This window comes from Gillisia sp. CAL575, from assembly GCF_000403785.1.
GTDB lineage: Bacteria > Bacteroidota > Bacteroidia > Flavobacteriales > Flavobacteriaceae > Gillisia.
On record NZ_APHJ01000034.1, the window covers coordinates 33,905 to 60,587 of the forward strand.

20 protein-coding genes are annotated in these 26,683 nt (G+C 33.7%); 9 read left to right on the forward strand and 11 right to left on the reverse strand.

What is annotated here, in order from left to right; all coding sequences use genetic code 11:
- Window positions 1–5 precede the first annotated feature (5 nt).
- The 4 genes from I130_RS11695 to I130_RS11710 all read right to left on the reverse strand — a co-directional run bounded on the left by I130_RS11695 (window position 6) and on the right by I130_RS11710 (window position 7,296).
- Window positions 6–2,408, reverse strand: coding sequence for a glycoside hydrolase family 31 protein (locus tag I130_RS11695; RefSeq protein WP_034923251.1), 2,403 nt, complete (start codon window positions 2,406–2,408; stop codon window positions 6–8).
- 130 nt (window positions 2,409–2,538) lie between these two features.
- Window positions 2,539–4,452, reverse strand: coding sequence for a 1,4-alpha-glucan branching protein GlgB (glgB, locus tag I130_RS11700; RefSeq protein ID WP_034923253.1), 1,914 nt, complete (start codon window positions 4,450–4,452; stop codon window positions 2,539–2,541).
- Window positions 4,453–4,621: 169 nt separating this feature from the next.
- Window positions 4,622–5,887, reverse strand: a complete 1,266-nt coding sequence (locus tag I130_RS11705) for a glucose-1-phosphate adenylyltransferase (protein ID WP_034923255.1) — start codon at window positions 5,885–5,887, stop codon at window positions 4,622–4,624.
- Entirely contained in the window at window positions 5,884–7,296 is a 1,413-nt protein-coding gene (locus I130_RS11710) for a glycogen synthase (RefSeq protein WP_034923257.1), read from the reverse strand. Before I130_RS11710 ends, I130_RS11705 begins: the two co-directional genes overlap by 4 nt.
- 338 nt (window positions 7,297–7,634) lie before the next feature.
- On the opposite strand from I130_RS11710, the gene I130_RS11715 reads away from it, so the two are divergent.
- A complete protein-coding gene (locus I130_RS11715) occupies window positions 7,635–8,681 on the forward strand; it encodes a PAS domain-containing sensor histidine kinase (RefSeq protein WP_232224059.1) in 1,047 nt (348 codons plus the stop codon).
- A 137-nt stretch (window positions 8,682–8,818) separates the two neighbouring features.
- Here I130_RS11715 and katG read toward each other — a convergent pair whose 3' ends face one another.
- The gene (katG, locus tag I130_RS11720; protein WP_034923259.1) at window positions 8,819–11,074 is read right to left on the reverse strand and encodes a catalase/peroxidase HPI; all 2,256 of its coding nucleotides are present in this window, start codon (window positions 11,072–11,074) and stop codon (window positions 8,819–8,821) included.
- Window positions 11,075–11,702: 628 nt separating this feature from the next.
- Between katG and I130_RS11725 the strand changes: the two genes are divergently transcribed.
- The 3 genes from I130_RS11725 to I130_RS11735 all read left to right on the forward strand — a co-directional run bounded on the left by I130_RS11725 (window position 11,703) and on the right by I130_RS11735 (window position 15,312).
- Window positions 11,703–12,419, forward strand: coding sequence for an energy transducer TonB (locus I130_RS11725; protein ID WP_034923261.1), 717 nt, complete (start codon window positions 11,703–11,705; stop codon window positions 12,417–12,419).
- 680 nt (window positions 12,420–13,099) lie between these two features.
- Window positions 13,100–14,176, forward strand: a complete 1,077-nt coding sequence (locus tag I130_RS16295; RefSeq protein WP_051119703.1) for a hypothetical protein — start codon at window positions 13,100–13,102, stop codon at window positions 14,174–14,176.
- 839 nt (window positions 14,177–15,015) lie between these two features.
- Complete coding sequence (locus I130_RS11735; protein ID WP_034923263.1) at window positions 15,016–15,312, forward strand: STAS domain-containing protein; 297 nt, start codon at window positions 15,016–15,018, stop codon at window positions 15,310–15,312.
- A 116-nt stretch (window positions 15,313–15,428) separates the two neighbouring features.
- On the opposite strand, the gene yajC is transcribed toward I130_RS11735, so the two are convergent.
- From yajC to I130_RS11755, 4 genes are all read right to left on the reverse strand, one after another.
- The gene (gene yajC / locus I130_RS11740; protein ID WP_034923264.1) at window positions 15,429–15,737 is read right to left on the reverse strand and encodes a preprotein translocase subunit YajC; all 309 of its coding nucleotides are present in this window, start codon (window positions 15,735–15,737) and stop codon (window positions 15,429–15,431) included.
- Window positions 15,738–15,758: 21 nt separating this feature from the next.
- Entirely contained in the window at window positions 15,759–16,223 is a 465-nt protein-coding gene (locus I130_RS11745) for a DUF1573 domain-containing protein (RefSeq protein ID WP_034923265.1), read from the reverse strand.
- A gap of 46 nt (window positions 16,224–16,269) precedes the next feature.
- Window positions 16,270–17,214, reverse strand: coding sequence for a transcription antitermination factor NusB (gene nusB / locus I130_RS11750; RefSeq protein WP_034923266.1), 945 nt, complete (start codon window positions 17,212–17,214; stop codon window positions 16,270–16,272).
- A gap of 82 nt (window positions 17,215–17,296) precedes the next feature.
- Window positions 17,297–18,397: a Glu/Leu/Phe/Val family dehydrogenase gene (locus I130_RS11755; RefSeq protein ID WP_034923300.1), complete on the reverse strand. Its 1,101-nt coding sequence runs from the start codon at window positions 18,395–18,397 to the stop codon at window positions 17,297–17,299.
- A 133-nt stretch (window positions 18,398–18,530) separates the two neighbouring features.
- On the opposite strand from I130_RS11755, the gene I130_RS11760 reads away from it, so the two are divergent.
- From I130_RS11760 to I130_RS11770, 3 genes are all read left to right on the forward strand, one after another.
- A complete protein-coding gene (locus I130_RS11760) occupies window positions 18,531–20,288 on the forward strand; it encodes an ABC transporter ATP-binding protein (protein WP_034923268.1) in 1,758 nt (585 codons plus the stop codon).
- Window positions 20,289–20,360: 72 nt separating this feature from the next.
- Window positions 20,361–20,741: a PUR family DNA/RNA-binding protein gene (locus I130_RS11765; protein ID WP_034923270.1), complete on the forward strand. Its 381-nt coding sequence runs from the start codon at window positions 20,361–20,363 to the stop codon at window positions 20,739–20,741.
- Between the two features lie 160 nt (window positions 20,742–20,901).
- A complete protein-coding gene (locus tag I130_RS11770) occupies window positions 20,902–23,415 on the forward strand; it encodes a M14 family metallopeptidase (protein WP_034923272.1) in 2,514 nt (837 codons plus the stop codon).
- A 240-nt stretch (window positions 23,416–23,655) separates the two neighbouring features.
- Here the strand turns inward: I130_RS11770 and I130_RS11775 are convergent, their stop codons facing one another.
- Window positions 23,656–23,991: a tRNA-binding protein gene (locus tag I130_RS11775; protein WP_034923274.1), complete on the reverse strand. Its 336-nt coding sequence runs from the start codon at window positions 23,989–23,991 to the stop codon at window positions 23,656–23,658.
- Window positions 23,992–24,092: 101 nt separating this feature from the next.
- Here I130_RS11775 and I130_RS11780 point away from each other — a divergent pair, with 101 nt between their 5' ends.
- Both I130_RS11780 and I130_RS11785 read left to right on the forward strand, forming a co-directional pair.
- Window positions 24,093–24,650: a thioredoxin family protein gene (locus I130_RS11780; protein WP_034923276.1), complete on the forward strand. Its 558-nt coding sequence runs from the start codon at window positions 24,093–24,095 to the stop codon at window positions 24,648–24,650.
- A 216-nt stretch (window positions 24,651–24,866) separates the two neighbouring features.
- Window positions 24,867–25,514, forward strand: a complete 648-nt coding sequence (locus I130_RS11785; protein ID WP_034923284.1) for a peroxiredoxin — start codon at window positions 24,867–24,869, stop codon at window positions 25,512–25,514.
- A 57-nt stretch (window positions 25,515–25,571) separates the two neighbouring features.
- Here the strand turns inward: I130_RS11785 and I130_RS11790 are convergent, their stop codons facing one another.
- Window positions 25,572–26,504, reverse strand: a complete 933-nt coding sequence (locus I130_RS11790) for a peptidylprolyl isomerase (RefSeq protein WP_034923286.1) — start codon at window positions 26,502–26,504, stop codon at window positions 25,572–25,574.
- Between the last annotated feature and the right edge of the window lie 179 nt (window positions 26,505–26,683).

Below are 26,683 nucleotides of genomic sequence, written 5' to 3' on the forward strand. Positions count from 1 at the left end.
TAGAATCATTCCATAATATGTAGCTCTGTAAAATCTTTGTCTATGATCAAGGTATTGTCTCCATTCACTTTTACAGCCTCAAAATCAATTTCTACATTATCTATCTGAATTTTAGAGATCTTGAACGGCAATCCAATTAATTTTAATTTGAAGGTTTTATAACTAGTTATAAAAGATCCTGCCTTATGTTGCTGAATGATCAATTCATTCGCTTTTCCAGTGAGTTTAAATGTTCTTAAACTAAATCTTCCTTTGGTATAATCATAACCATCATGTGCATCATCGAAGAGAAAAGAATTTTCTTTCCCTTTTTTAAAGTAAACATCTAAAGTAACTTCATCTATATCCTTTTCTCCAACATATTGTTGGATCGGGTATTTAGGAATAATCGCTCCTTCTTTTATAAATAGCGGCATACTATCCAAATCTGCTTCTACCCAGATCTCCCTACCTCCAGAGTTCAATTTATTATCCCAGTAATTATACCATCCACCTTTTGGAAGATATAATCTTCTGCCTTTGGAATTGGGTTCAATAATTGGGCAAACAAGTATCTGATCTCCAAAGATAAATTCATCTGTTCTATAATGAGTTTGAATATCTTCTTGATCGTATAATACCAAGGATTTTAAGATTGGTGTTCCTTCATTTAAATAATGCCAAAAAGAAGTATATAAATACGGGAGAAGTTGATATCTAAATTCAATGAATTTCTTAACTACCGCAGTGATCTCTTCTCCAAACATCCAAGGCTCTTGTTCGCCATGATCTCCAGAAGAATGTGTTCTACAAAAAGGATGAAAAACTCCTAATTGTATCCATCGGGCATATAACTCTCCATTGGGTTGTTCTGCAAAACCGCCAATATCACTTCCAATAAATGAAAATCCTGAAAGTGCCATTCTCTGTGCTTGCACGTTAGCGATCCACAAATGTTCCCAGGTAGCCACATTATCTCCAGTCCAGGAAGAGGTGTAGCGTTGTGTGCCAGCGTATGCCGCACGAGTAATCACAAATGGCCTCTTAGGATATCCAAACTTTTTTAAGCCTTGATAAGTGGCTCTAGCCATTTGCATTCCATATACATTATGTGCTTTTCTATGGCTACAAGGATTTCCATCGTAATCATGTCTTACATCATCTGGAAAAGTTTTATTAGGAACCTCCATTACTGCAGGTTCATTCATATCATTCCAAACCCCTTTCACTCCTATATCTTCGATAAGCTCTTTAAATAAACCAGCCCACCAATCTCTCACTTTCGGATTTGTGAAATCTGGGAAATAACATTCTCCCGGCCATACCTTTCCTTTCATATAAGGTCCATCGGCACGTCTACAGAAATAATCGTTCTCTAATCCCTCTTTAAAAACTTCATAATTTTTATCTATTTTTATTCCCGGATCTATGATCACGATGGTTTTAAACCCATCTTCCAATAGCTCCTGCACCATTCCTTTTGGATCTGGGAAATATTCTTTATTCCAGGTAAAGCATCTAAAACCTTCCATATAATCTATATCCAGATAGATGGCATCACATGGAATTTGTAATTCTCTAAATTTAGATGTTACCTCCTTCACCTTAGATTCTGGATAATAACTCCATTTACATTGGTGATAACCAAGTGTCCAAAGTGCAGGCAATTGATGTGGTTTTCCTGTAAGATCTGTATAGTTAGCAACCACATCGGTCATTTTGGGACCATAGATAAAATAATAATTCATCTCCCCACCCTGTGCCCAAAAACTTGTAACATTTTTGCGTTCATGAGCAAAATCAAAAAAAGATCTAAACGTATTATCAAAAAATATCCCATAAGATTTTCCATGATGCAAACCTGTATAGAATGGAATAGCTTTATAAATTGGGTCTGTTTCTTTACCATAGGCATAAGAATCTGTTACCCAGTTTTCGAAACGTTTTCCTTTTAGATTTAAATGAGAGGGCTTATCTCCCAACCCATAATAGCTTTCTCCGTCTTGAGAGGTCTTACTCATTTTAACGATGCTACCACCAAATTCATAACTTTCTTCCCAGTGAAAACCTAGTTCATCATGACTTATTAAGGTTTTATCCTTGGCATCATAGATATTTACTTTTAGATCCTGTTTATTTACATGACAAATAAGCTTTTGGGTAGTGATAACATATTCCTCATCGGTTTCCTCAATTTCTAAAAAATTGTATCCGGTGCTAGCATATTTAGTAATCGCATAAGAAAAGTCCTTATCGAAATTGGAAGTTGTAGAATATCTAAATCTAATTACACTATCCCGAACGATGGTTATTTGTAGCGTAACATCATTTTCTGTTCTAAAATTCAGAACATCGATGTTCTTACTATAGGAAGCTATTTGGTTTGGAAACTGATTTCCTTTTAATTCTAATTCTGTATTAGTGATCATAGTTAGGGTGCTAGAAAATAAGTTGTAAACGTACTAAAAAAACCAAAATATGATAGTTGCTATTCCATAATAATAAAGGCAGTTTTTCAAATTATCTGCAATTAAAACTACTAATATTAAATATTTTGCACTATTCAGATTTGACCTGAAAAACAATCACCGCTAATGGCGGAATTATAATATTTGCTGAAAATTCCCGTTGATTCCAAGATTCATGGGATATAAGTATGCTTTCTAGATTGCCAATTCCACTACCTCCATAACTCTGCAAATCACTATTGAAGATTTCCTCGATCTGTCCTGTATTATTAAGTCCTATTTTATAATTTTCTTTTACAGTGGGAGTAAAATTACAAACGACAATTACATCATTTTTAGCATCATGCCCTTTTCTCAAAAAGGAAATTACCGAGTTTTCGGTATCATCATAAGCGATCCACTCAAATCCTTCAACGCTAAAAGCTTTTTCATAGAGCGCAGGAGTTTCTTTAAAAAATAAGTTAAGATCTTTTACAAAATTCAGCATTCCTTTATGAGGTAAGAATTCCAATAAATTCCAATCAAGGCTTTTTTCAAAATTCCATTCCTCGTACTGGGCAAATTCGGCTCCCATAAATAAGAGTTTTGCGCCTGGATGCATAAACATAAATGCATAGAGTGTTCTCAAATTCGAAAATCGCTGCCATTCATCTCCCGGTTGTTTGCTTAAAAGCGACTTTTTACCATGAACTACCTCATCATGAGAAAGGGGTAACATAAAGTTTTCTGTAAATGCATAAGCCAGGCTAAAGGTTATTTCATTCTGATGATATTTTCTATGAATAGGATCATTGCTAAAATAAGCCAATGAATCGTGCATCCAGCCCATCATCCATTTCATTCCAAAACCCAAACCTCCTTGGGCTACAGATTTAGTTACTCCAGGAAAGGCGGTAGATTCTTCTGCAATGGTTTGTACTCCTTGAAAATTCTCATACACCGCAGTATTAAAATCCTTTAAAAAGGAAATGGCTTCCAAATTCTGATTTCCACCATAAATATTTGGTTCCCACTCTCCTTCTTCTCTGGAATAATCCAAATAAATCATAGAGGCTACAGCATCTACGCGCAATCCATCTATATGATAATAGTCCAGCCAGAAAAGAGCATTGCTAATTAAAAAAGAGCGGACTTCATTTCGTTCATAATTAAAGATTAAACTTTTCCAATCTGGATGATATCCTTTTTTGGTATCTGGATGTTCATAAAGGTGAGTTCCATCAAATAATCCAAGTCCGTGTTGGTCTGAAGGAAAATGTGCAGGTACCCAATCCAGGATCACTCCAATATCATTTTGATGGAATGCATCTATTAAAAACATAAAATCCTGAGGAGAACCGAAGCGTGAAGTGGGTGCGAAATATCCAATAAGTTGATAACCCCATGAAGGATCATAAGGATACTCCATGATCGGCATCAATTCCACATGTGTGAAATTCATTTCTTTCACATAATTAACTAGATCTACTGCGAGTTCTCGATAGCTTAAAAATTCCCCTTCAGCATTTTTTCTCCAGGATCCCAGCTGAACTTCATATACAGAATAAGGTTTATCAAGGTCATTTTTATCTTTTCTATAACCCATCCAATTTTTGTCTTTCCAAGTATAATCTTTAATATCCCAGATTATAGAAGCAGTCTTTGGAGATCTTTCAAAATAGTGAGCATAAGGATCTACTTTCTCTGTTACCAAATTATTTTGAGTAGATGTGATCTTGAATTTATAGCGCATTCCTTTTTTGGCTAGCGGAATAAATCCTTCCCAAATCCCAGAAGAATCCCAACGCACATTTAGCAAATGCTCGGTTCCATCCCAAAAATTAAAATCGCCAATAACGGCCACAGATTTTGCAGAGGGAGCCCAAACTGAAAAATACACCCCCTCTTCCTCTTGTAACTGCATGGAGTGCGCACCAAACTTTTCATAAAGTTTAAAATGTTTACCAGCTTTGAATAATGAGATATCAAAATCTGAAAATAAACTGTGAGCTCGTACTTGAGACATAATTTAGGCTGCTAATTAAAAGATTGATTTTTCATAAAGTGTCATGAACTGATAAATGGCGTCATTCTGAACTTGTTTCAGAATCTCATCATAATATAAATTATAACAATTAGTTGAGACCCTCAAATTAATTCAGGGTGACGAAATTACTTTCCATAAAAAAAGAATTTTAAATCTCATATCCATCAGGAATAATAGCTCCTTTTTTTATTACGACTATTCCTTCTTTGATATAATAAGTATCTGTTTCCTTTTCTTCTAACTGTGCACAACCATTTATTTTTACATTATTACCAATACAGCAATTCTTATCTAGAATAGCATTATTTATAGAACAATTTTCACCAATTCCCATCGGCATCTTTTTATCTCTTTGTAACATATCATCCAAGGTTTGATAACTGTCACTTCCCATCATATAGGTATTGCTAACAACAGTTCCACTTCCTATTCGAGAACGAATTCCAATAACAGATCGTTCTATTTTTGCAGCGGTTATCAGGCATCCATCACCAATTACGGCTTTTGTAAGAACAGTACCAGAGATCTTCGTAGTAGGTAATAATCGTGCGTGAGTATATATTCGCTTAGAACTATTATAAAGATCAAATTTTGGAATATCATCGGTTAATCCAAGATTAGCTTCAAAAAAAGATTCAATATTTCCTATATCTGTCCAATAACCTTCAAATTGATAGCTTAGGGTTTTATGTTTATCTATATTCTGCGGAATAATTTCCTTTCCAAAATCCACGGTGGAGTTATCATTCATAAGTTCTACCAATAGATCTTTATTAAAAATATAAATTCCCATTGATGCCAGATGATTTCTTCCCTCTGCTTCCATCTCCTCACTTACAGGTGAAGTCCAATCTTTTAATAATTCAGTTTTTGGTTTTTCAATAAAAGAGGTGATCACATTACTATCATCAGTTTTGAGGATTCCAAACGAAGTTGCATCCTTTACAGAAACCGGTAAAGTGGCAATGGATATTTTAGCCTCACTTTCTATGTGAGCCTTCAGCATATCATTAAAATCCATTTGGTACAATTGATCGCCAGATAATATGAGTGCATATTCAAAATCATGATTTAAAAAATGATGCATACTCTGTCTTACAGCATCTGCAGTTCCCTGAAACCATGTATTATTTTGAAGAGTCTGTTCAGCAGCTAATACATCTACAAAGGCATCACTAAAAAAACTAAAATGATAGGTGTTCTTAATGTGCGTATTTAAAGATGCTGAATTAAACTGTGTAAGCACAAACATCCTCTTTATATCTGAATTGATACAGTTGGAAATAGGAATATCTACCAGTCTATATTTTCCTGCTATAGGAACTGCCGGTTTAGATCTTGTTGCTGTTAATGGATACAATCTGGAACCTTGGCCACCGCCCATAATAATCGCTAATACCTTGTCGTTGATCATGAATACTGAATTAAAGATTTGTATAAATTAATATATTGCTTGGCAGATGCATCCCAGGAATGATCTATTTGCATGATCACCTTTCTGGTTTCTTTTAACTTTGTAATATTGGAATAAAATTGATTTGCTCGTTTTATTGAATTAAAAATTCCTTCTACCGTATTATCCGTATGCGAAAATCCAAAACCACCGTCAGAGATATCCAAAACTGTATCTTTTAAACCTCCTATTTCATTTACAATAGGAATGGTTCCATATCTAAGGGAATACATTTGGTTAAGTCCGCAAGGTTCCACCCGAGAAGGCATCAATAGAAAATCCCCGCCTGCATACATTTTATGTGAGAGCTCCTCATCATAGCCGATATATGCATTATATTTTTTTGGATACTTCTTAGTGAGTGTGCTTAATCTTTTCTCAAAGGTTTTATTTCCAGAACCTAATAAAAGTATGGAAATATCTAGATCTTTCAAAGCCATATCAAATACATCATAAAAAAGATCGGCTCCCTTTTCTTCTACAAGTCTTCCAATAAAAACGAATAATGGCTTCTTTGGATTCAATTCAAATTTTTCACACAGCCAATCCTTGGAAACTTGCTTTCCAGGGTCACAGTTAGAAATCCCATATTTAGCTGGTATCATACCATCTTTTTCAGGATCCCACACTTCTGTATCAATTCCATTTAAGATCCCACAACATTTCTGACTTTCAGAATTTATTAAGTCTTCCAATCCATTTGCTTTAAGTTTTAATTCTTCCATATAACTTGGAGAAACGGTAGTAACCTGCCACGCACATTTTATTGCTGTAGCAAGCGGATTTATACAATTATCCCAATCTAAAAGTCCTATATGAGAGAGAGGAAATCTTGGAATTAGATCTACTTTATCATGGGAGAACCAACCTTGATACTGTGCATTATGAATTGTAAATATAGAAGGAGTGTTTTTTAATTTCTTGTATTGTTCTACATGGGACATCATAAAAGGGATTAATCCAGTATGATGATCATGACAATGAATAATGTCTGGTAATTGCATATCTTGAATTATCCAGTCTAACGCAGCAATTTGAAAGGCTAAAAATCTATCGGTGTCATTTTCTGAATACACATAGTCTTTATATAATAGTTCAGGAATATCTACCAAGAAAAGCTCAAATCCTAAGTGATCATTTTCTGGAATTAAAACCTTAAAATCCAAGGAGTCATTACCCATTTCTAAATGACCCTCGTATAAAATTTTAAATTTATGATCTTGAGTATATTTATTTTTATAAAATGGCATCACTACTTGACTTGTAGTTTTTGCAGTATTTTGATATTTAGGTAAAGCTCCTACAACATCTGCCAGTCCCCCAACTTTAGCAATTGGATAACATTCGGCGCTAATATGTATAATTTTCATTAAATTTTGTCTCAGTTATTAAACTTACAAAAAATATTTTAGCTTTAATTTACTCTTTATGAGTTGAAAGGAGTTTAATTTTTGCGAAGTGCATAAGTTTTATCTGTGCAATAATTATTTGAATTACTTAAAATCAAAAAGCATTAGGTAAATTTCTTCTATAAACTTAAATTAAATATATAAACTTATTTTGCTAAGTACTAATTGCTTCAGATTATGGACACAAGAAATTAATAAACTAACTTGCAGTTGTCAAATTAAATTATAATTTTTCGTTTTTTATGCAAAGTGATAGGAACTCCATCATACCAAATTCAGACACTGAAATTTCTTTTAACTTGGAACAGTTTTTCCAGTTAACGCCAGATATTGTTTGTATTGCAGATCATAAAGGAAATTTGAAGAAGGTAAATCCTGCTTTTTCAAATATTCTTGGATATAGTATGGAAGAGTTACTTAGTAAACCTGTTAGTAATTTTATTTATTCTGAAGATAAAATTAAGACCGCCCAGTTTAGAGATAATCTACGTGGGAAAAACCCAGTTTTGAATTTTGAGAACAGATATCTCACTAAAGATGGAAATATTATCTGGCTTTCTTGGACCTCGATTTCTGAACCAAAAAGTCAATTGATTTACGCTATTGCAAAGAATATCACGCAGGTAAAAAAACTGGAGGAGGAACGGAATTTACTCCTCATAGACCTTGCAAAATTAAATGCCGATCTTAAAAAATTCACGTATACTACCTCGCACGATCTAAGGGCTCCTGTAAACAATCTTCTTTCACTTTTTAGCTTATTGGATCTTTCTAAAATCGAAGATGAGCAAACTCTGGAGTATATAGAATTACTTAATACTTCTACAATTCAAATGAAAAACACTTTGGATAAGTATGTAGATGCTGTAAGTCAAGAGAAAAAAATAAATATTCAGGTTGAAAGTTTGAGTTTAGAGGACACCTTTTTTATGGTTCTAAATTCTATTAATAATTTGATCCAAAAATCAAAAACCACTTTTAATGTAGATTTCTCTGAAGCACCCGCGGTAGAATTTAGTTCCTTTTACTTACAAAGTATATTGCTTAACCTCATTTCTAATTCAATAAAGTATTGTGCTCCAAACATTTCTCCATCAATTATAATAAGATCTGTAAAGGTGAAAAATGGAATCCAATTATTATTTTCTGATAATGGAATTGGCTTTGATATGGAAAAAGTTAAAGGCTCAATCTTTGGACTTCATCAAAGTTTTCATAATAATTCAGATAGTAAAGGAATAGGACTTTATTTAGTACAAAGCCATATGGAAAGCCTTGGTGGCAAAATATCGGTGAGCAGTGAAGTGAATGTCGGAACAACTTTTAAACTTTTTTTCAAGGATTAAACGTTATTGGAATTTCCAATACTATTTAATACTGCAAATTAATCAACAATTCAATAATTATATAGGAACAAATGAAAAATCCCATAAACACTAAGTTTACGGGATCTTTTATTTAGTCAAAAATGCTGAGGTGTGTATTATTTTAAATCAAAACGATCTAAATTCATAACTTTTGTCCAAGCCTTCACAAAGTCTTTAATGAACTTTTCCTGTGAATCTTTAAATCCATAGACTTCCGCTATGGCACGTAACTCTGAGTTAGATCCGAAAATAAGATCAAATCTTGTTGCTGTCCCTTTCTTTTCTCCTGAAGTACGATCTGTTCCTTCAAAAATATTTTCATCTTCTGAAATTGATTTCCATTTTGTACGTATATCTAATAGATTTACAAAAAAGTCATTGGTAAGCGTTTCAGGTCTATCGGTAAACACACCATGGTCCGAATTATCGAAATTTGTATTCAAGGTTCTCATTCCACCTATAAGTACAGTTAGTTCTGGAGCAGAAAGTTTTAATAACTGTGAACGATCTATCAACATTTGTTCTGCTGATGCAGAAATATGATCCTGATTTCTAAAATAATTTCTAAAACCATCAGTATTCGGCTCTAAAGGCGCAAAAGCTTCAACATCAGTTTGCTCTTGAGAAGCATCTGTTCTTCCAGCGGTAAAGGGAACATTTATTTCATATCCTGCATTTTGAGCTGCTCTTTCAATACCTGCACTACCACCCAATACAATCATATCTGAAATAGATACCTTTTTGTTTCCAGATTGCCCATTAATAAAATTAGTGCGAATTTCTTCTAACGTATCCAATACTTTTGAAAGTTGAGAAGGATTATTAACCTCCCAATATTTTTGTGGAGCTAAACGCAATCGCGCTCCATTAGCACCTCCACGTTTATCTGAATCTCTATATGTCGAAGCTGAAGCCCATGCGGTAGAGACTAACTGAGAAACAGAAAGACCTGTATTAAGAATGATCTTCTTTAATTCTTTTACGTCCTCATCGGTTACTAATTCATGATCTACAATTGGAACTGGATCTTGCCAAATCAGTTCTTCACTTGGCACTTCCGGTCCAAGATAACGGGAAACTGGTCCCATATCACGATGTGTCAATTTATACCAAGCCCGAGAAAAAGCATCTGCAAAATCTTCAGGATTCTCATGAAAGCGTTTCGAAATTTTCAAATAGGCAGGATCTTCACGCAAAGCAAGATCTGTAGTTAACATAAAAGGAGCATGACTTTTAGAAGAATCATGTGCATCTGGAATGGTTCCAGCTCCTTCATTGTTTTTTGGTTTCCATTGGTATGCTCCAGCTGGACTTTTAGTAAGCTCCCAATCGTATTTAAAAAGATTATCAAAAAACATATTGCTCCATTTTGTTGGAGAAGCTGTCCAAGCTCCCTCAATACCGCTAGTTATAGTACTTTCTGCATTACCAGTACCAAACGAATTCTTCCATCCTAATCCCTGTTCTTCTATACCTGCTCCTGCCGGTTCCATTCCAACAAATTCTTCAGGATCGGCGGCACCATGCGTTTTTCCGAAGGTATGTCCACCAGCAATAAGTGCAACAGTTTCTTCGTCATTCATTGCCATACGTCCAAAAGTTTCACGAATATCTCGTGCTGCGCCTATAGGGTCGGGATTTCCATTGGGTCCTTCAGGATTTACATAAATAAGTCCCATATGAGAAGCTGCTAGCGGATTTTCTAGTTCATGATCTCCAGAATAACGTTCCTTATTGGCTAGCCAATCACTTTCTGAACCCCAATAAATATCTTCTTCTGGTTCCCAAACATCTTCTCTTCCTCCACCAAAACCAAATGTTTCAAAACCCATTGATTCTAGCGCACAATTTCCCGTTAAGACCAAAAGATCAGACCAAGAAATTTTGTTTCCGTATTTCTGTTTTATAGGCCAAAGAAGTAAACGTGCTTTATCCAGATTTGCATTATCTGGCCAGCTATTTAATGGCGCAAATCGTTGGGAACCAGAACTAGCTCCTCCTCTACCATCGCCAATACGATAGGTTCCTGCGCTATGCCAAGCCATCCGAATAAAAAATGGACCATAGTGTCCATAATCTGCAGGCCACCATTCCTGTGAATCTGTCATCAAATCAAAAAGATCTTTTTTAACTGCACTTAAATCCAATTTCTGAAACTCTTCAGCATAATTAAAATCCTCTCCTAAAGGATTTGATTCTTTTGAATGCTGACGTAATATTTTTAGATTTAATTGATTTGGCCACCAATCACGATTGGAAGTTCCGCTACCAGCAGAGAAATTTTTGGCTCCACCCATAAATGGGCATTTACTAGATTCGTTTACTTCCCAAACCTTATGATTTTCAGGATTACTGGAATGATCGTTTGACATATTGAAGAAATTTAATTAGTGAATAAATAAATTTATGATAATTTTTATTTATTTAGTTAGGTTTTCAATCAATAAAAACTATGAGGATTAGTTTAAACTTATAATCATATCAAGCTATGATGAGTTAGAGTCTATAAGTTCATTATTAGGAAAGCTCTTATTATAAAATATGACTACGAATTTTTAGAGTAGATATTTGGCTTTATTCGCATTAAATTAAAACTCTGCTCATTCAAATTGTTCTTTGAATGAGCAGAAATATTTCAGCAATAAAACCTGAGAATTAGATTTATATAAGATCTCATCTAGAATAGACTTCCATTAAACTTAACAAAGAAATTGCTAAATCATGGCTATTTTATAAACAACCCATTAAATTAGTTTTCTTAAATATTTAACGTGGTATTCAAAATTTAATATTACCATTTAAAATCCTTGATTCATTTCTAAATAATTATAAGAAATGACTAAAAATTACATATTTAATAAAATAAATATAGTTTATCAAACAATAAAGACACTATTAATATTAATACTTTATCAATTAATCATGTTATAGGCATGTTAATTGATAAATATCTTCTGCAACTGAGTTAACCTTTCTATTAATTTTTAAACCTTCAAAATTATGGAAGTAAAAAAAACTACAAAAGCAGATCTTAACAAGCGGACAGTATTCTTCTTGCAAATTGGTCTAATACTGGTCCTTTTAATGGCTTATTTCGTGGTGCAATGGCGATCTTACGAGAAATCAGAAATAGTGCATGCCCAGCCCCTAGACAACTCTGTAGATGAATTGGAAATACCAATTACTAACCTGCCTACACCTCCACCACCAAAAGTACCAATAGCTCCAGATGAAATTAAATTGATCCCCGATGATGAAGATATAATAGAAGATCCTATTAAATCTACAGAAACAGATAACGAACCCATAGCTGAAGTTGATGCTATAATCGAAATAAAAAAGAATAAAGAGATCGATACGGTTCCGTTCATTTTGATTGAAGATGTACCAATTTTTCCGGGTTGTGAAAATTTGACTAATAACACCGAACGCAAAGATTGTATGAGTGAGAAGATTACCAAATTCATCAATAGCAAATTCAACGTAAATCTTGGAAGTCAACTTGGTTTAAAGGGAATCAATAAAATAAATGTGATGTTTAAAATTGATACCAATGGGGATATTATAGACATACAAACTCGCGCCCCGCACCCAAAATTAGCACTAGAAGCACAGCGGGTAATAGAGGCTTTACCTAAAATGAAACCTGGAAAACAAAGAGGCAATCCTGTTATTGTGCAATATGCATTACCAATAATATTTAAGGTTCAAAATTAAAATTATATACCCCAACAGCTTATAGTTGTAAGATTCCGCTTGTAGCAATACAGCGGAATTTTTTATTTCACTTATTTAAGATGTTTAAAAAACTTATAATTAAGTACTTCTTAATAAATATTATTAAGAATGAAATTCCCCGCACTACTGTGTAAATAGCTATTCTTATATTCTCATGTCATCCAAAAAACATGATGTAAAAACCCTAAGCTTTGAGTCTCAATTGGAGATTATGTAAATAATTTAAGTAGGCAAAGAGCTCTATAATTATAAAGATGATCACTTTAACGGTTTACTGCCTATTTCCTCATCCTCAAATTCCTTATCAATTCTAATTTGTCCATATTTCATTATCAAATCCATTGAATTCCTTTCAACCAAATTAAATAGATAATCATAGAGAAGGTTCATTTTAAATTTATTTTACTCTTAATAATAAATTATAAAAACATCCTATTAGGTGATCAATTTATTTCCTATTATATCTTAAGAATGGGTCGTAATATTCCTTTAGACCTTTTTCGTAATAAAAACCAATTTCAAAAAAATTAAATATTAGATTTACATTTGTATTAACTACTGATTCACAGTATTATATAAAATTAATTTCTAAATAATCAAGAATTTAAAATAAGGTTTATATAGATTATACACATAAGCTTTTTCAAAAAATTTGAAATATGAAAATAACAACTTTAATTTTAGTTTGCCTATTTCTATATAGCTGTAAAACTTCAAATTTTGATGATAATATTTTTGATGAGGGTAAAACCTATAAAAATTTCAGAGGATACGAACCGGTAGACCCAGTTGAATTTGAAGATCAAATTCGAATTGCTAGTGAGGAAAATTTAATAGTTTCAAAAGACATGAAGCTTTTAACCCGCGAAGAAACCCTCGGCTTTCTTAATAATGAAACGGTGCTTGTGTCAATAGGTATGCTAACCAAGGAAGGGTCTATTAATTACTTACCCATTACTCTATCCAAAAAAAATTCCAGTTATAAGGTGACAATGGATTATATGAAATATGCAACCCTAGCACAGATATCCAATAATCAATTTATCGGCTCTAAAAGAGTGGGTGTTGGGCTAAGGCTTATTTCATTGATTACTACAGCTGAAGCAGGGATAAATATTGGAGATTTATACTCAATTGGATTAGCTGCCAAAGACGGGAAGTTAAGTGGAACGTTGATTATTGAAGTTATTGGTATAAAATCTAAGGAAGTAACCACGTTAATCCCATTCCCTTCTGAAATTAATCAAACTACCATCCAAAATGCTATGCAAGCCTTGGCAACCATAAAATCTAAAATCTATGACGAAGAAACTAAACTTTACCCTCAGGTTATGGCTATTAAAAAGTACAGAAACGAGGAAATTCAAATCGTAGAGAATAATGGAGATACTATATTTAATATTGAAAATGACTTTGATGATAGCAGTATCAAGCTCCAATTCGGTAATATTAAATTCAGTTCCGAAGATAAAAAAGATCAAGCATCGCAATTATTGATTGATGCACTAAAACACATTATTAATAAAGAGGTAGAACCATCTATCAATAAATTAGAGGAATACCAGCAGGCTTTTCCTCTTTATTCTATAGAACCTATTCTTAAAAAACTAAAAGAAAACCGTTATACACTTCAAAATAAAAACAATCCTGAATGGAATACAGTTTATAAACTTATCTTAGATAATTATTCCTCCCGACTTCCTGTTTCAGTTGTAGAAAAACTCAAAAACCCTTAGACTTTTTTTGATAAAACGAGCCTATTTCTTACTTATGTATATCTTTTGAAATTGTATTTTGATGTTCATATTGAAATAATCTCTTTTTTATTAATAGAAGATTTTCCTTTTTTTCAGAATATGAAGCCTTAAAAATAATAAAGACCATAAAAATTTAAGAGAAAGAGATCACAAAATTGATTAATTAAAATTTCAGCACAGAGTTTGGAATCCAACTTGGTTTTACGGTTAACAATAAAATAAATGTGATGTTTAAAATTGATCCAATAGGGAAGGGATATTATAGACATACAAACTCGCGCCCCCGCACCCAAAATTAGAACTAGAAGCTCAGCGGGTAATAGAGGCTTTACCTAAATGAAACCTGGAAAATAAAGAGGCAATCCTGTTATTGTGCAATATGCATTACCAATAATATTTAAGGTTCAAAATTAAAATTATATACCCCAATAGCTTTTGTAAGATTCCGCTTGTAGCAATACAGCAGAATTATTTATGCGCCTATTCTGCAAATTTAGCTAGCTAATAATAAGAGCTAATCAATATTTACTTGGAACACTTATAATACCTTTAATTCATTATTTTAAACATTAATCGTCTGTTAGAAGAATGTATATTTATGGACAACAAACTTTGGGTATTATATATAAGAGCTGAAATCGCTTTAGTATAACAAGTTGAATTTTAGCGTTTTAAACTGATCTATCTCTATACTATGTCCGATTATTAAACATTCACGGTTATTTAATAACCATCTAACTACGCGAAAATTCCTTTCATCGAATTCTTACTAATCTAATGTCCTAAGCCTTATATCTTTGAGTAACAAAAGAAACCAAATGACCGAATCACTAATAAATAATGATAAGCTAGTTGAGCTAAACGGATATTTAACCTCTATTAATGTAAGTGAGGTTCAGAAAGATCTTGAAATGGCACTTTCTCAGATTTCGAAGCTTACAATAGATATTACGGGATTAAATAAGCTTGATGTGGTAGGAGTTTTTATGTTATTGATTTTGAAAAATAAAGCAATAACGAATGGGAAAAATATTGTGATATTAAACAATGGCAATGAGGTTGTTACACAAGCAATTAAGAATTCTGGAATTAAGAATATTGTTGACGTGATTTAATTCCTTAAAGAAATATATCCCTAATGTATTTTGGAATTAGGTCTCGTTGATTAATGAAAAAAGCCTGTTGAAATATCAACAGGCTTTTTTATATTATAAAGAAAGACACTAAAAAATTATTTTTTTTCTAGAACCTTTTTTTCTGCAACTGGTTCATTCATTTTCTTACTCAACTCCATAGAAATAGATGAGCGGTCAAATGTAATTTTCCCTGCACCGGTTTCAATAATAACTGAATTATTTTTCTCGCTAAAATCAACGATTTTACCATGCATACCGCTTTTAGTGATTACTCTATCACCTTTCTTAAGCTCAGCTGCAAAAGATTTTTCTTGTTTAGCACGTTTCATTTGTGGACGTATCATAAAAAAATACACAACCACAAACATTAATATTATTGGTGCAAATTGGGTTAATTGTTCCATAAATTATTTTAAAAGTTTTGTTTAACCGGCAGTTTCTTCTTCACCAGCTTCAACAAAAGCTTTGATTCTTATTTGTTCTGATCCGTTTTCTGTATTTGCAGTTACGGTTACAGTTTTAGTAACTTGACCTTGTCCAGATCCATTAAATTTCACTAACATCTCTCCAGATTCCCCAGGAGCGATAGTTTCATTTTTAGGATAAGTTGGTACTGTACATCCACATGTACTAGTAGCATTGGTAATTACCAATGGTCCTTCCCCTGTATTCGTGAATTTAAAAACGTGCTCTTGAGCCGCTCCCTTGGCAATGTTTCCGAAGTCGAATTCCTCTTCTTCAAAACTAAGCTCTCCAAAAGCAGCAACTTGAGCATCACGCTCAGCGGCAGTTTCAACATTTTCTGCTTTCACTTTACTTGAAGCATCATCCTTACATGAAGTAAAGAATAGTGCACCAACGGCTGCTATCATTAAAATTCCTTTTTTCATAATATGTTAATTTGAATTAAAAGTTAAAAATAATAAATTTTCCCGACTACATCAGGCCTCTTCCCATTTTATTTAAACGGTTTTGTTCCTGGTATTCTTTAGATAATTTATCTAAAATCCCATTTATAAAAATACTACTCTTTGGAGTACTATATTCTTTAGCTACTTCTAAGTATTCATTGATACTTACTTTAACCGGAATAGAAGAAAAATGAAGCATTTCACAAATCCCCATTTTAATAAGAATAGTATCTATTTCTGCAATACGTTCTTTATCCCAATTGGGTGTTTTATCCACCATTTCTTTTGCCAAATCTTCATCGTTTGCTAGAGCTTTTCTAAATAAATTTGCAGCAAACTCTTCATCATCTGGGCTCTTAAATAATTTAGGAATCTTCGCATCATCTGGAGTGTTCTCCTTCAATTTATTCAAATACTTCAGGATCGCCGTGTTAACTAAAGGAAGATCATCTACCCATGTTAATTTAGTATCCTCTATATAATCATAAAGCTTGTCGTTTGGAGCAATAAATTCTCTCAGCAAAAGAATTATAAAATCTTTATCTTCTTTAAAGGTAGATTCGCGAGTAGTCATATAATTTTCGAAAGCATCACTATTGCGAATTTCTTCCCATAGGATTGCTACATATTCCCCATCTCTTTTCCAATGAGTAATACCACGTTCTTCCCAAGCATCTTGTAAATATTGATTGTTTTCGAGTATCTTAATAACTCTGTTGTCTACGAATTTTTTATTAGGATCCATTTCTTCTTGTGTAGGAAGAAATTTCTTTGAGGATTTTTCCAAATAATTTTCTGAATAGGATTTAATTTCAGTGATTAATTTTAACATCACTAAAAATAGATCATACATCTCCAACATACTTTTCTGAAGAAATTTCTCCTCTGTACTGAAGTTTTTATTTTCACTTTGATGGAATGCATATAATGATTGCATTACCTTAACTCGAATATGTCTTCTGGTTAACATGGCTGTAAAAGAACGTTATAAAATTAGCAAGGCGAAAAGAATTCTCTTTCGCCTTGCAAAAATAGTATTTATTTCAAACTACTTAGTTCAAATTCTCCCTTTTTCTGTCATCAATTCGCTGTTGCGCGATTTTTAGAGCAGCATGATGGGTAGTTATGGCTTGAGCTTCTGCAGTTTTTAGAATTTCTAAAGTTGTATTGTATATATTTTCTGTTTTACGAATGATCTCTTGTTTTCCGTAACCTTCTAATTCTGCATAAACATTGATTATTCCTCCTGCGTTAATCAAGAAATCTGGAGCATATACGATCCCTCTTTCCTGTAACAATAAGCCATGAGTATTTTCATTTTGCAATTGATTGTTTGCAGCACCGGCAATTACTTTAGCCTTGATTCTGTGAATAGTCTCATTATTAATAGTTGCACCTAAAGCACAAGGAGCGTAAATATCCACCTCAGCATCATAAGGATCTTCTGTATAAATAGTAACTCCGTATTTAGCACTAACCTCTTCCAATCTACTAGGATTAATATCACTAATAAAAACGATAGCACCTTCATTGGTTAAGTGTTCTACTAAAGCCTCTCCCACGTGACCAATTCCCTGAACCAATACTTTTTTACCATCAAGATCATCAGACCCAAATTTGTATTTCGCAGCGGCTTTCATACCCATGAACACACCATAAGCTGTTATAGGCGAAGGATTTCCTGCACCACCTTTAGACTCAGATATTCCGGTTACATAAGGTGTAACTTCTCTTACTATATCCATATCTTCAGTATCCATTCCTACATCCTCTGCAGTGATATATTTACCGCTTAAAGAATGTACAAACTCACCGAATTTTCTCATTAATTCTGGAGTCTTTTGAGTTTTGGCGTCACCAATAATAACTGCTTTACCTCCACCTAGATTTAATCCTGTAATAGCACTTTTAAAGGTCATCCCTCTAGAAAGTCTTAGTGCGTCATTCAAGGCGTCCCATTCACTATTATAATTCCACATTCTGGTTCCACCTAAAGCAGGTCCTAAAACAGTATTATGAATTCCAATTATTGCCTTTAAACCTGTATCTTTGTCATTGCAAAAAACCACTTGTTCATGATTATCAAAAGACAATTGCCCAAAAACAGGAGCAGTTTTTTTAAGGTCATCAGCAGCTAAAACGTCAACTTGCATAAAATTTAAATTTAAGTTCAGATTTTTCAGTTTTCTGAAAATCAATGTGCAAAATTAACCAATATTTTAATTTTCACAGTCAATTCGATTGTTAAAATGCGAATACTGTAAGAAACACAGGCTACATCACTACATGAAAGAATTACGACACCTCAATAAATATTTCCTCAAATATAAATGGCATATGTTACTTGGGCTATTAATAACTATAGCGGCAAGAATATTCACTTTATACCCTATTCAATTTATAGGAAATTCCACTACGGCCATAGAAAGCTATATTAAAGGAGAAATTACAGATTCGGCACAATTAAGAGAAGAATTGTTCTATAACATCCTTCTAATTATTGGAGCCAATTTAGTAGCGGCAGCATTAACATTTATAATGCGCCAAACCTTTATTGTTGCTTCCAGACGGATGGAATATGATCTTAAAAATGAGATTTATCAGCAATATCAAAGGCTCTCCTTAAATTTCTATAAAAAGAATCGTACAGGAGATTTGATGAATAGAATAAGTGAAGACGTTTCCAAGGTTAGAATGTATCTTGGGCCTGCCATAATGTACAGTATAACTACTCTCACACTATTTGTTGTGGTTATCTGGTATATGGTTAATACAGCTCCTTTATTAACACTTTACACCTTGGCTCCACTTCCATTTTTATCTTTTGCTATTTACAAACTGAGTGTAGCTATTCATAATAGAAGTACGATTGTTCAACAATACTTATCTAAACTGAACACTTTTACCCAAGAAACCTTTAGTGGGATCTCGGTTATAAAATCTTATGGACTAGAACCACGAACCAATCAGGATTTTGAAGTTCTTTCTAACGGAAGCAAAGAAAAGAATCTAAATTTAGTTAAAGTTCAAGCTTTCTTTTTCCCGTTGATGGTTCTTCTTATTGGAGTGAGCAACACTGTGGTAATTTATATAGGAGGAAAACAGGTAATTAGTGGCGAAATAGAAAATATCGGAATTATTGTAGAATTCTTGCTATATGTAAATATGCTTACGTGGCCAGTAGCCATTGTAGGATGGGTTACCTCTATTGTACAGCAAGCTGAAGCATCACAAAAAAGAATTAATGAATTCCTGAAGCAAGAACCACAAATAAAAAATCATCAGGAAAGTTCTGTGGAAATTCAAGGGAATATCGAGTTCAAAAATGTGACTTTTACTTATGAAGACACAAATATTACTGCGCTTAAAAACATTTCTTTTAAAGTAGAAAGAGGGGAAACCTTAGCAATAATAGGAAAGACAGGCTCGGGAAAATCTACTATCCTAGAGCTTATTGGTAGATTATACGATGTGGATCATGGAACTATTCTTATTGATGGTGAAAACATCCAAGATCATAATCTCTATAGTCTACGAGATAGTATTGGGTATGTACCACAAGATGCTTTTCTTTTCAGCGATTCAATTCGCAGTAATATAATGTTTGGAAAGACCAATGCTACGGAAGAAGAAGTAATAGAAGCCGCTAAAAATGCGTCGGTACATAAAAACATCAAAGGCTTTTCCAAAGGTTATGATACTGTTCTTGGAGAACGAGGGATTACTCTTTCTGGTGGACAAAAGCAACGTGTTTCTATAGCCAGAGCAATTATACATGATCCTCAGATCTTGCTTTTTGATGATAGTCTTTCAGCAGTAGATACAGAGACCGAAGAAGAAATCCTTCAGAATTTATTCAGAATCTCTAAAACGAAGACCACAATTATTGTGAGTCATAGGATCTCTTCAGTAAAAAATGCCGACAGGATAATTATCCTTCAAGATGGCGCTGTGGTGCAAGAAGGGAAACATCAAAAATTAATTCAGGAGGAAGGATATTATAAAGAACTTTATGCAAAGCAGCTAAGTGAAAAAGAAATGTGAAAATTTGTTGTGAAATGTTAATTTTTTTTAGATTTTTGACATTAGTTAAATAAAACAACAAAGATTTATTTTATGAATGAAAATGGAATGATGGAGAAAGATGAAATATTCTCTAAAGTATTAAGAGCAGGAAGGCGTACATACTTTTTTGATGTAAGAGCTACCAAAGCAGACGATTATTATCTTACTATTACTGAGAGTAAAAAATTCACTAATGCAGATGGATCTTTTCATTACAAAAAGCACAAAATCTACTTGTACAAAGAAGATTTTGATGGTTTTGCTGAAATCTTAAATGAGATGACTAGCTATATTGTTGAAGAAAAAGGTCAAGAAGTAATTAGCGATAAGCATCAAAAAGATTTCAAAAAAGAATATCAGGAAGATGAAGTTGTTGCAGATGTCACTCCTTCGCCAGATAAGTTTACAGATATTAGTTTTGAAGATATTTAAGCTTATAATAAAATAGGAAGCTCGTGCAAGTCCTAGGGCTAGGTATTAAAACATAGAGTTAAGCTCTGGAAGAATAAATCCTCAATGAGGGATTAAAATGAAACCGCCTCAAGAAATTGAGGCGGTTTTTATATATTAGAGCCTCAAACATTTTAAATTCATGAAATATCTTTATTTAATTCTTATTTTCACTTTTTCTTTAAATATAAATGCACAGGAAAATCTTGATCTCTCCTACTATCTTCCTCAGGATATTTCTTATAATCCAGATATAACTAAACCGCAGGAAGTGTTGGGTTATGTCCCAGGAGAATGGCATGTAACACATGATTTGCTCGTTGCTTACATGCGCAAATTGGCTTCAGAATCTCCTAGAATAAGCCTAGAAAGCAGAGGAACTACTTTTGAAGGAAGACCCTTATTATTATTAGTTATTACTTCAGAAGAGAATCAAAAGAATATAGAAACTATACGTAAGAATCATGTTAATCTTACTGAAGCTATTAGTGAAGATTTAAAAACCGAAGAGATGCCAATTGTGGTATATCAAGGATTTTCTATTCATGGTAACGAGCCAAGTGGATCTAATGCTGCATTGTTAGCTGCATATTATTTAGCAGCAGGACAGGGCGAAAAAATAGATGAGCTTTTAAAAAATACGGTAATTTTATTTGATCCTTCTTTAAATCCAGACGGGTTACAACGTTTTGCATATTGGGCTAATACAAATAAAAGCAAAAATCTAAATCCAGATCCTCAAGACAGAGAATTTAGCGAAGTTTGGCCGGGAGGAAGAACAAATCATTATTGGTTTGATATGAATCGAGACTGGTTACCAGTGCAATTACCCGAATCTAGAGCTAGAATTACCACTTTTCATAAGTGGCAACCCAACATACTTACAGATCATCATGAAATGGGTTCCAATTCCTCATTTTTCTTTCAGCCAGGAATCCCTTCCAGAACACATCCACTTACACCTCAAATGAATCAAGATCTCACCAGAGAAATTGGAACCTATCATGCAAAAGCACTGGACAAAATTGGGTCCCTATATTATACTGAAGAAGATTATGACGATTTTTACTACGGAAAAGGCTCGACCTTTCCAGATATAAATGGAAGCATCGGGATCCTTTTTGAACAAGCTAGTTCCAGAGGTCATGTACAGGAAACAGATAACGGCTTATTAACTTTCCCATTTACAATCCGAAACCAGTTCACCGCTGCCTTATCTACTTTAGAAGCCGCTGGAAGTATGAGAAAGAAAATTTTAGACTATCAGCGATCGTTCTATAAGAATTCCAGAGATAGCATGGGGAAAGATGCCTATGTTTTTGGAAGCGAAAAAGATAAAAACAAGGCCTATCATTTAGCCGAAATTTTGAAACGTCAGCAAGTTGAAATTTATGAGATTAAGGAAGATTTCGAAATTGATGGAAAGAATTTCAAGAAAGGTTCCGGATATATTGTTCCGAAGAATCAACGTCAGCATAGAGTAGTTGAAGCAATGTTTGAGAAAAGGACTTCCTTTACAGATAGTTTATTCTACGATATTTCTGCTTGGTCCTTTCCTCTAGCCTTCGATCTTGAATTTAATAATAGTGTTCCGCTTAAATACACGGGACAGAAAATAGACAGTCTCCAAAAGCCCTCTATTATTCCTACAACCCAAAGTGAATATGCCTACCTCATGGAATGGCATGATTACTATTCTCCAAAAGCTTTAAATCTAATTTTAGAAAAAGGACTTCGGGCGCAAGTGGGTATGAAAACCTTTGAAGCGGATAGCAAGAAATATGATTATGGAACTATTCTTATTCCTGTTCAAAATCAGGAAATAAGTGCATCAGAAATCTTCAATTTTTTAAAAGAAGTTTCCCGAAAATCGAATGTTTCTATTACTGGTGTAAGTACTGGATTAACAAAAGGAATCAATTTAGGAAGCAATTACTTTAGACCTTTAGAACCCCAGAAAGTTGCAATAATAGTTGGAGATGGGATCACACCTTACGATGCAGGTGAGATCTGGCATTTGTTCGATCAACGGTATAACATGAATATCACCAAATTGGATACCCGTAATTTTGGAAGAACAGATCTTAGCAAATACACCGATATTATTTTACCAAACTCTTGGGGCAATGCTCTAGAAAAAAATGATACTGAAAAAATCAAGGATTGGGTAAAAGCTGGAGGTACTTTAATAGGCTATAAAAATGCTGCAAAATGGTTTAACACCAATGAATTTATGAAACTGAAATTTTTGGAAAATAAAGTAAAAGCCAAAGATATAAGTTTTGAGGAGCGCAATGACTTTAGAGGAGCACAGGGAATTGGAGGAGCTATTTTTGAAGCTACTCAAGACCGGTCTCATCCTATAAATTTTGGATATGAAGATAATAAGATCGCATTATTTAGAGACACTACAATTTTCTTAAAAGCTGATTCTACGAGTTACAACAATCCTATAAAATATACGGAGAAACCTCTTTTAAGCGGGTATATTAGCAAACCTAATTTAGAACTACTGTCTAACACTGTTCCTTTTAAACAAGTGGGAATGGGCAGAGGAAATGTGATACTATTTACAGACAATACGAATTTTAGAGGCTTCTGGTATGGAACCAATAAATTATTGATGAACGCTATTTTCTTTGGAGATGAGATGTAATTGAATTTTCAACTTTTAAACCTATTATAATGTTACACCTTTAATGTCACATCGAGCGGAGCCGAGATGTTTCAATTATCTCCACGATTGTGCTAGCATTGATTTAATTCAAAAAAATATGGTAAACACTCATTCTTGAAGGCGTTTAAAACAATGCGATTATAAGACCATAAAATTCCTGACGCCTTGGATAAGAAGACAAATCTATTTGAAAAAGGCATCTTGATAAATTCCTATTCTTTATCCTATTCTAAGCCCATTTTCAACTTTAAAATCTGGATTTAAAAGAACAATATCATTTTTAGCTCCAACGGCTCCTAAGACTAAACATTCACTCATTAAATTAGCAATCTGTTTCTTCGGAAAATTTACAACCGCCACAATTTGTTTCTGCAATAAATCTTCCTTAGAATATCGGTTGGTAATTTGTGCAGAGGATTTTTTGATGCCGAGTTCACTTCCAAAATCGATTTCCAAGATATAAGCAGGTCTATTAGCTTTTGGGAAATCCTGAACACTCAAAATAGTTCCAACTCTCATTTCTACTTTTTCAAAATCGGTCCAGCTTATTTCCATATATCTTATTTAGTTTCTTAAATTGAAGTGCTAATCTAATATACAATTAACAGCAATTAGAATAAAGATATTAAATTTGTTAGCACTCAAAAATTCACACCATGTCCTTAACACCCTCCAATATGCTTTCTTTAAACACTAAAGCACCAGATTTTAGCCTTCCAGATGTGGTAACTTCTAACATTTGTAGCTTATCTGATCTTAAAGGAGAAAAAGGAACGGTGATCATGTTCTTAAGTAATCACTGTCCATTTGTAAAGCATGTAAACGAAGAAATTGTGAGAGTTGCTAATGATTATAGAGTAACTGGATTTGGTTTTGTAGCTATAATGAGTAATAATATAGAAGCTTATCCAGATGACCATCCAGATCTTATGTGGAAAACCGCTAGAAAAAATCATTATCCTTTTCCATACTTATATGACCAAACTCAGGAGGTTGCTAAAGCTTATGATGCTGCCTGTACTCCAGATTTCTACTTATTCAATTCAGAATTAAAATTGATTTATAGAGGTCAATTGGATAATTCCCGCCCAGGAAATGGCATCCCAGTAAACGGAAGAGATCTAAGGGAAGCTTTAGATTCGGTGCTAAATAATAGGAATGTCCCAGAACCACAGAAGCCAAGTGTGGGTTGCAGTATTAAATGGAAAGAATAGATTTAATTTTTAATCTAATCAAGGACGTAAGGACAGGTCCACGATGTATGTCCCGATAGCTCGGGAGGGAAATACTGTTTAAAATTTCGAAATATCCTTATAGCTATCTTGATTGAGAATTGCATTCTCGATGAGGGATTAAATTGATAAGAACTTAACAGCATCTCCCAGTGTTATTGTGTAACTTTATAATTCATATTTTAAAAATGTAATTCTATGAGCACAATAAAATTAGGAGATAAAGCACCAAATTTTGATGCAGAAACTTCAGAAGGAAAAATAAACCTTTACGATTATTTAGGAGATAGTTGGGGAATTCTTTTCTCACATCCAGCAGATTACACCCCTGTTTGTACTACAGAGCTCGGGACCGCTGCCAGATATAAGCCCGAATTTGACAAACGCAATGTTAAAATGATTGCACTTAGTGTAGACGGTGTTGAATCTCATAAAGAATGGATCAAAGACATTAATGAAACTCAAAACACTACTGTCAATTTTCCGATCATTGCAGATGAAGACAGAAAAGTATCTGATTTATATGATATGATTCATCCAAATGCGAATGATACTCTTACGGTAAGATCTGTATTTATTATCGGGCCAGATAAGAAAATAAAACTTTTATTAACTTATCCTGCTAGTACAGGTAGAAATTTTGATGAATTGCTAAGAGTGATAGATTCTTTACAGTTAACCGCTTATAATAAAGTTGCAACTCCAGCTAACTGGAAGCATGGCGAGGATGTTGTTATTAGTCCATCGGTTTCCAATGAAGAAGCTAAAACTATGTTCCCTAAAGGATTTAAAGAAATAAAATCTTATTTGAGACTAACCCCTCAGCCAGAACTTAAGAATAGTTAAAAAAGAAACCTCCTGTGTTATCCAAACACAGGAGGTTTTATATATTATATCAGTAAATTATTTAACTGCTACCAATTCTACATCAAAGATCAATGTTGCGTTAGGAGGAATTGCTCCACCTGCTCCGCGTTCTCCATAAGCTAAATGAGAAGGGATCACAAATCTTGCTTGATCTCCAACACTCAACAATTGAATTCCTTCATCCCATCCTTGGATTACTTGACCTTTTCCTAATTTAAAATCTATTGGCTGATTGCGGGTATAAGAAGAGTCAAAAACACTCCCATCTGGCAACATTCCTTTATAGTGAACAGAAACTGTCTTCCCTTTTTGAGCTTTAACTCCATCACCTTTTTGCTCAATTTTATATTTAAGTCCGCTTGCAGTTTTTTCAAATCCTTGGGACATCTCCCCCGTCAGTTCTTCTTGTTTCTTTTTTGCTGCAGCTTCTCTTTCTGCTTTAGCTCCATCAAAAGAGCGAAATTCTTCTACTCCATTAAATTTTTCAGCTTCAGCACCTTGTCTAATTATTTCAACTTTATCAAGCTTATCACCTTGAGCAATAGCATCTACCACATCTTGTCCATCCACAACACTTCCAAAAACAGTATGTTTCCCATCTAACCATGGAGTAGCAATATGAGTAATAAAAAACTGACTTCCATTGGTTCCAGGTCCTGCATTCGCCATGGAAAGCTTTCCAGGAGCATCATGTGTTAATTCTGGATGAATTTCATCTTCAAAGTTGTAACCAGGGCCACCAGTTCCATTTCCTTTTGGGTCTCCCCCTTGAATCATAAAGTCTGGTATTACTCTATGAAATTTCAATCCATTATAATAAGGTTTCCCTTGAGGAATTGCTTTATTTTCTAAATTACCCTCTGCCAATCCTACGAAGTTCCCAACAGTTCCAGGTGTTTTTTCATTTTCTAGTTTCACCAATATCTCACCTTTTGATGTATGAAACTTGGCATATAATCCGTCTTGCATAACGCTAATTTTTAATTAATGCTGTAAAGGTAAGGATTTGAAAAAGTATCGGGGATAGGCTTATGGAGATTTTAAGATTTTATTCTAAAAGTTTCGGGTTTCGGGTTTCGGGTTTCGGGTTTCGGGTTTCGGGTTTCGGGTTTCGGGTTTCGGGTTTCGGGTTTCGGGTTTCGGGTTTC

Excerpts from the sequence above, each read along its gene's own strand:
- nusB (WP_034923266.1), bottom strand. The coding sequence starts at position 17,214 with ATGTTAACCAGAAGACATATTCGAGTTAAGGTAATGCAATCATTATAT.
- katG (WP_034923259.1), bottom strand. The coding sequence starts at position 11,074 with ATGTCAAACGATCATTCCAGTAATCCTGAAAATCATAAGGTTTGGGAA.
- I130_RS11710 (WP_034923257.1), bottom strand. The coding sequence starts at position 7,296 with ATGAAAATTATACATATTAGCGCCGAATGTTATCCAATTGCTAAAGTT.
- I130_RS11725 (WP_034923261.1), top strand. The coding sequence starts at position 11,703 with ATGGAAGTAAAAAAAACTACAAAAGCAGATCTTAACAAGCGGACAGTA.
- I130_RS16295 (WP_051119703.1), top strand. The coding sequence starts at position 13,100 with ATGAAAATAACAACTTTAATTTTAGTTTGCCTATTTCTATATAGCTGT.
- I130_RS11775 (WP_034923274.1), bottom strand. The coding sequence starts at position 23,991 with ATGGAAATAAGCTGGACCGATTTTGAAAAAGTAGAAATGAGAGTTGGA.
- I130_RS11780 (WP_034923276.1), top strand. The coding sequence starts at position 24,093 with ATGTCCTTAACACCCTCCAATATGCTTTCTTTAAACACTAAAGCACCA.
- I130_RS11695 (WP_034923251.1), bottom strand. The coding sequence starts at position 2,408 with ATGATCACTAATACAGAATTAGAATTAAAAGGAAATCAGTTTCCAAAC.
- I130_RS11765 (WP_034923270.1), top strand. The coding sequence starts at position 20,361 with ATGAATGAAAATGGAATGATGGAGAAAGATGAAATATTCTCTAAAGTA.
- I130_RS11790 (WP_034923286.1), bottom strand. The coding sequence starts at position 26,504 with ATGCAAGACGGATTATATGCCAAGTTTCATACATCAAAAGGTGAGATA.
- I130_RS11745 (WP_034923265.1), bottom strand. The coding sequence starts at position 16,223 with ATGAAAAAAGGAATTTTAATGATAGCAGCCGTTGGTGCACTATTCTTT.
- I130_RS11735 (WP_034923263.1), top strand. The coding sequence starts at position 15,016 with ATGACCGAATCACTAATAAATAATGATAAGCTAGTTGAGCTAAACGGA.
- glgB (WP_034923253.1), bottom strand. The coding sequence starts at position 4,452 with ATGTCTCAAGTACGAGCTCACAGTTTATTTTCAGATTTTGATATCTCA.
- I130_RS11785 (WP_034923284.1), top strand. The coding sequence starts at position 24,867 with ATGAGCACAATAAAATTAGGAGATAAAGCACCAAATTTTGATGCAGAA.
- I130_RS11770 (WP_034923272.1), top strand. The coding sequence starts at position 20,902 with ATGAAATATCTTTATTTAATTCTTATTTTCACTTTTTCTTTAAATATA.
- I130_RS11760 (WP_034923268.1), top strand. The coding sequence starts at position 18,531 with ATGAAAGAATTACGACACCTCAATAAATATTTCCTCAAATATAAATGG.
- I130_RS11755 (WP_034923300.1), bottom strand. The coding sequence starts at position 18,397 with ATGCAAGTTGACGTTTTAGCTGCTGATGACCTTAAAAAAACTGCTCCT.
- I130_RS11705 (WP_034923255.1), bottom strand. The coding sequence starts at position 5,887 with ATGATCAACGACAAGGTATTAGCGATTATTATGGGCGGTGGCCAAGGT.
- yajC (WP_034923264.1), bottom strand. The coding sequence starts at position 15,737 with ATGGAACAATTAACCCAATTTGCACCAATAATATTAATGTTTGTGGTT.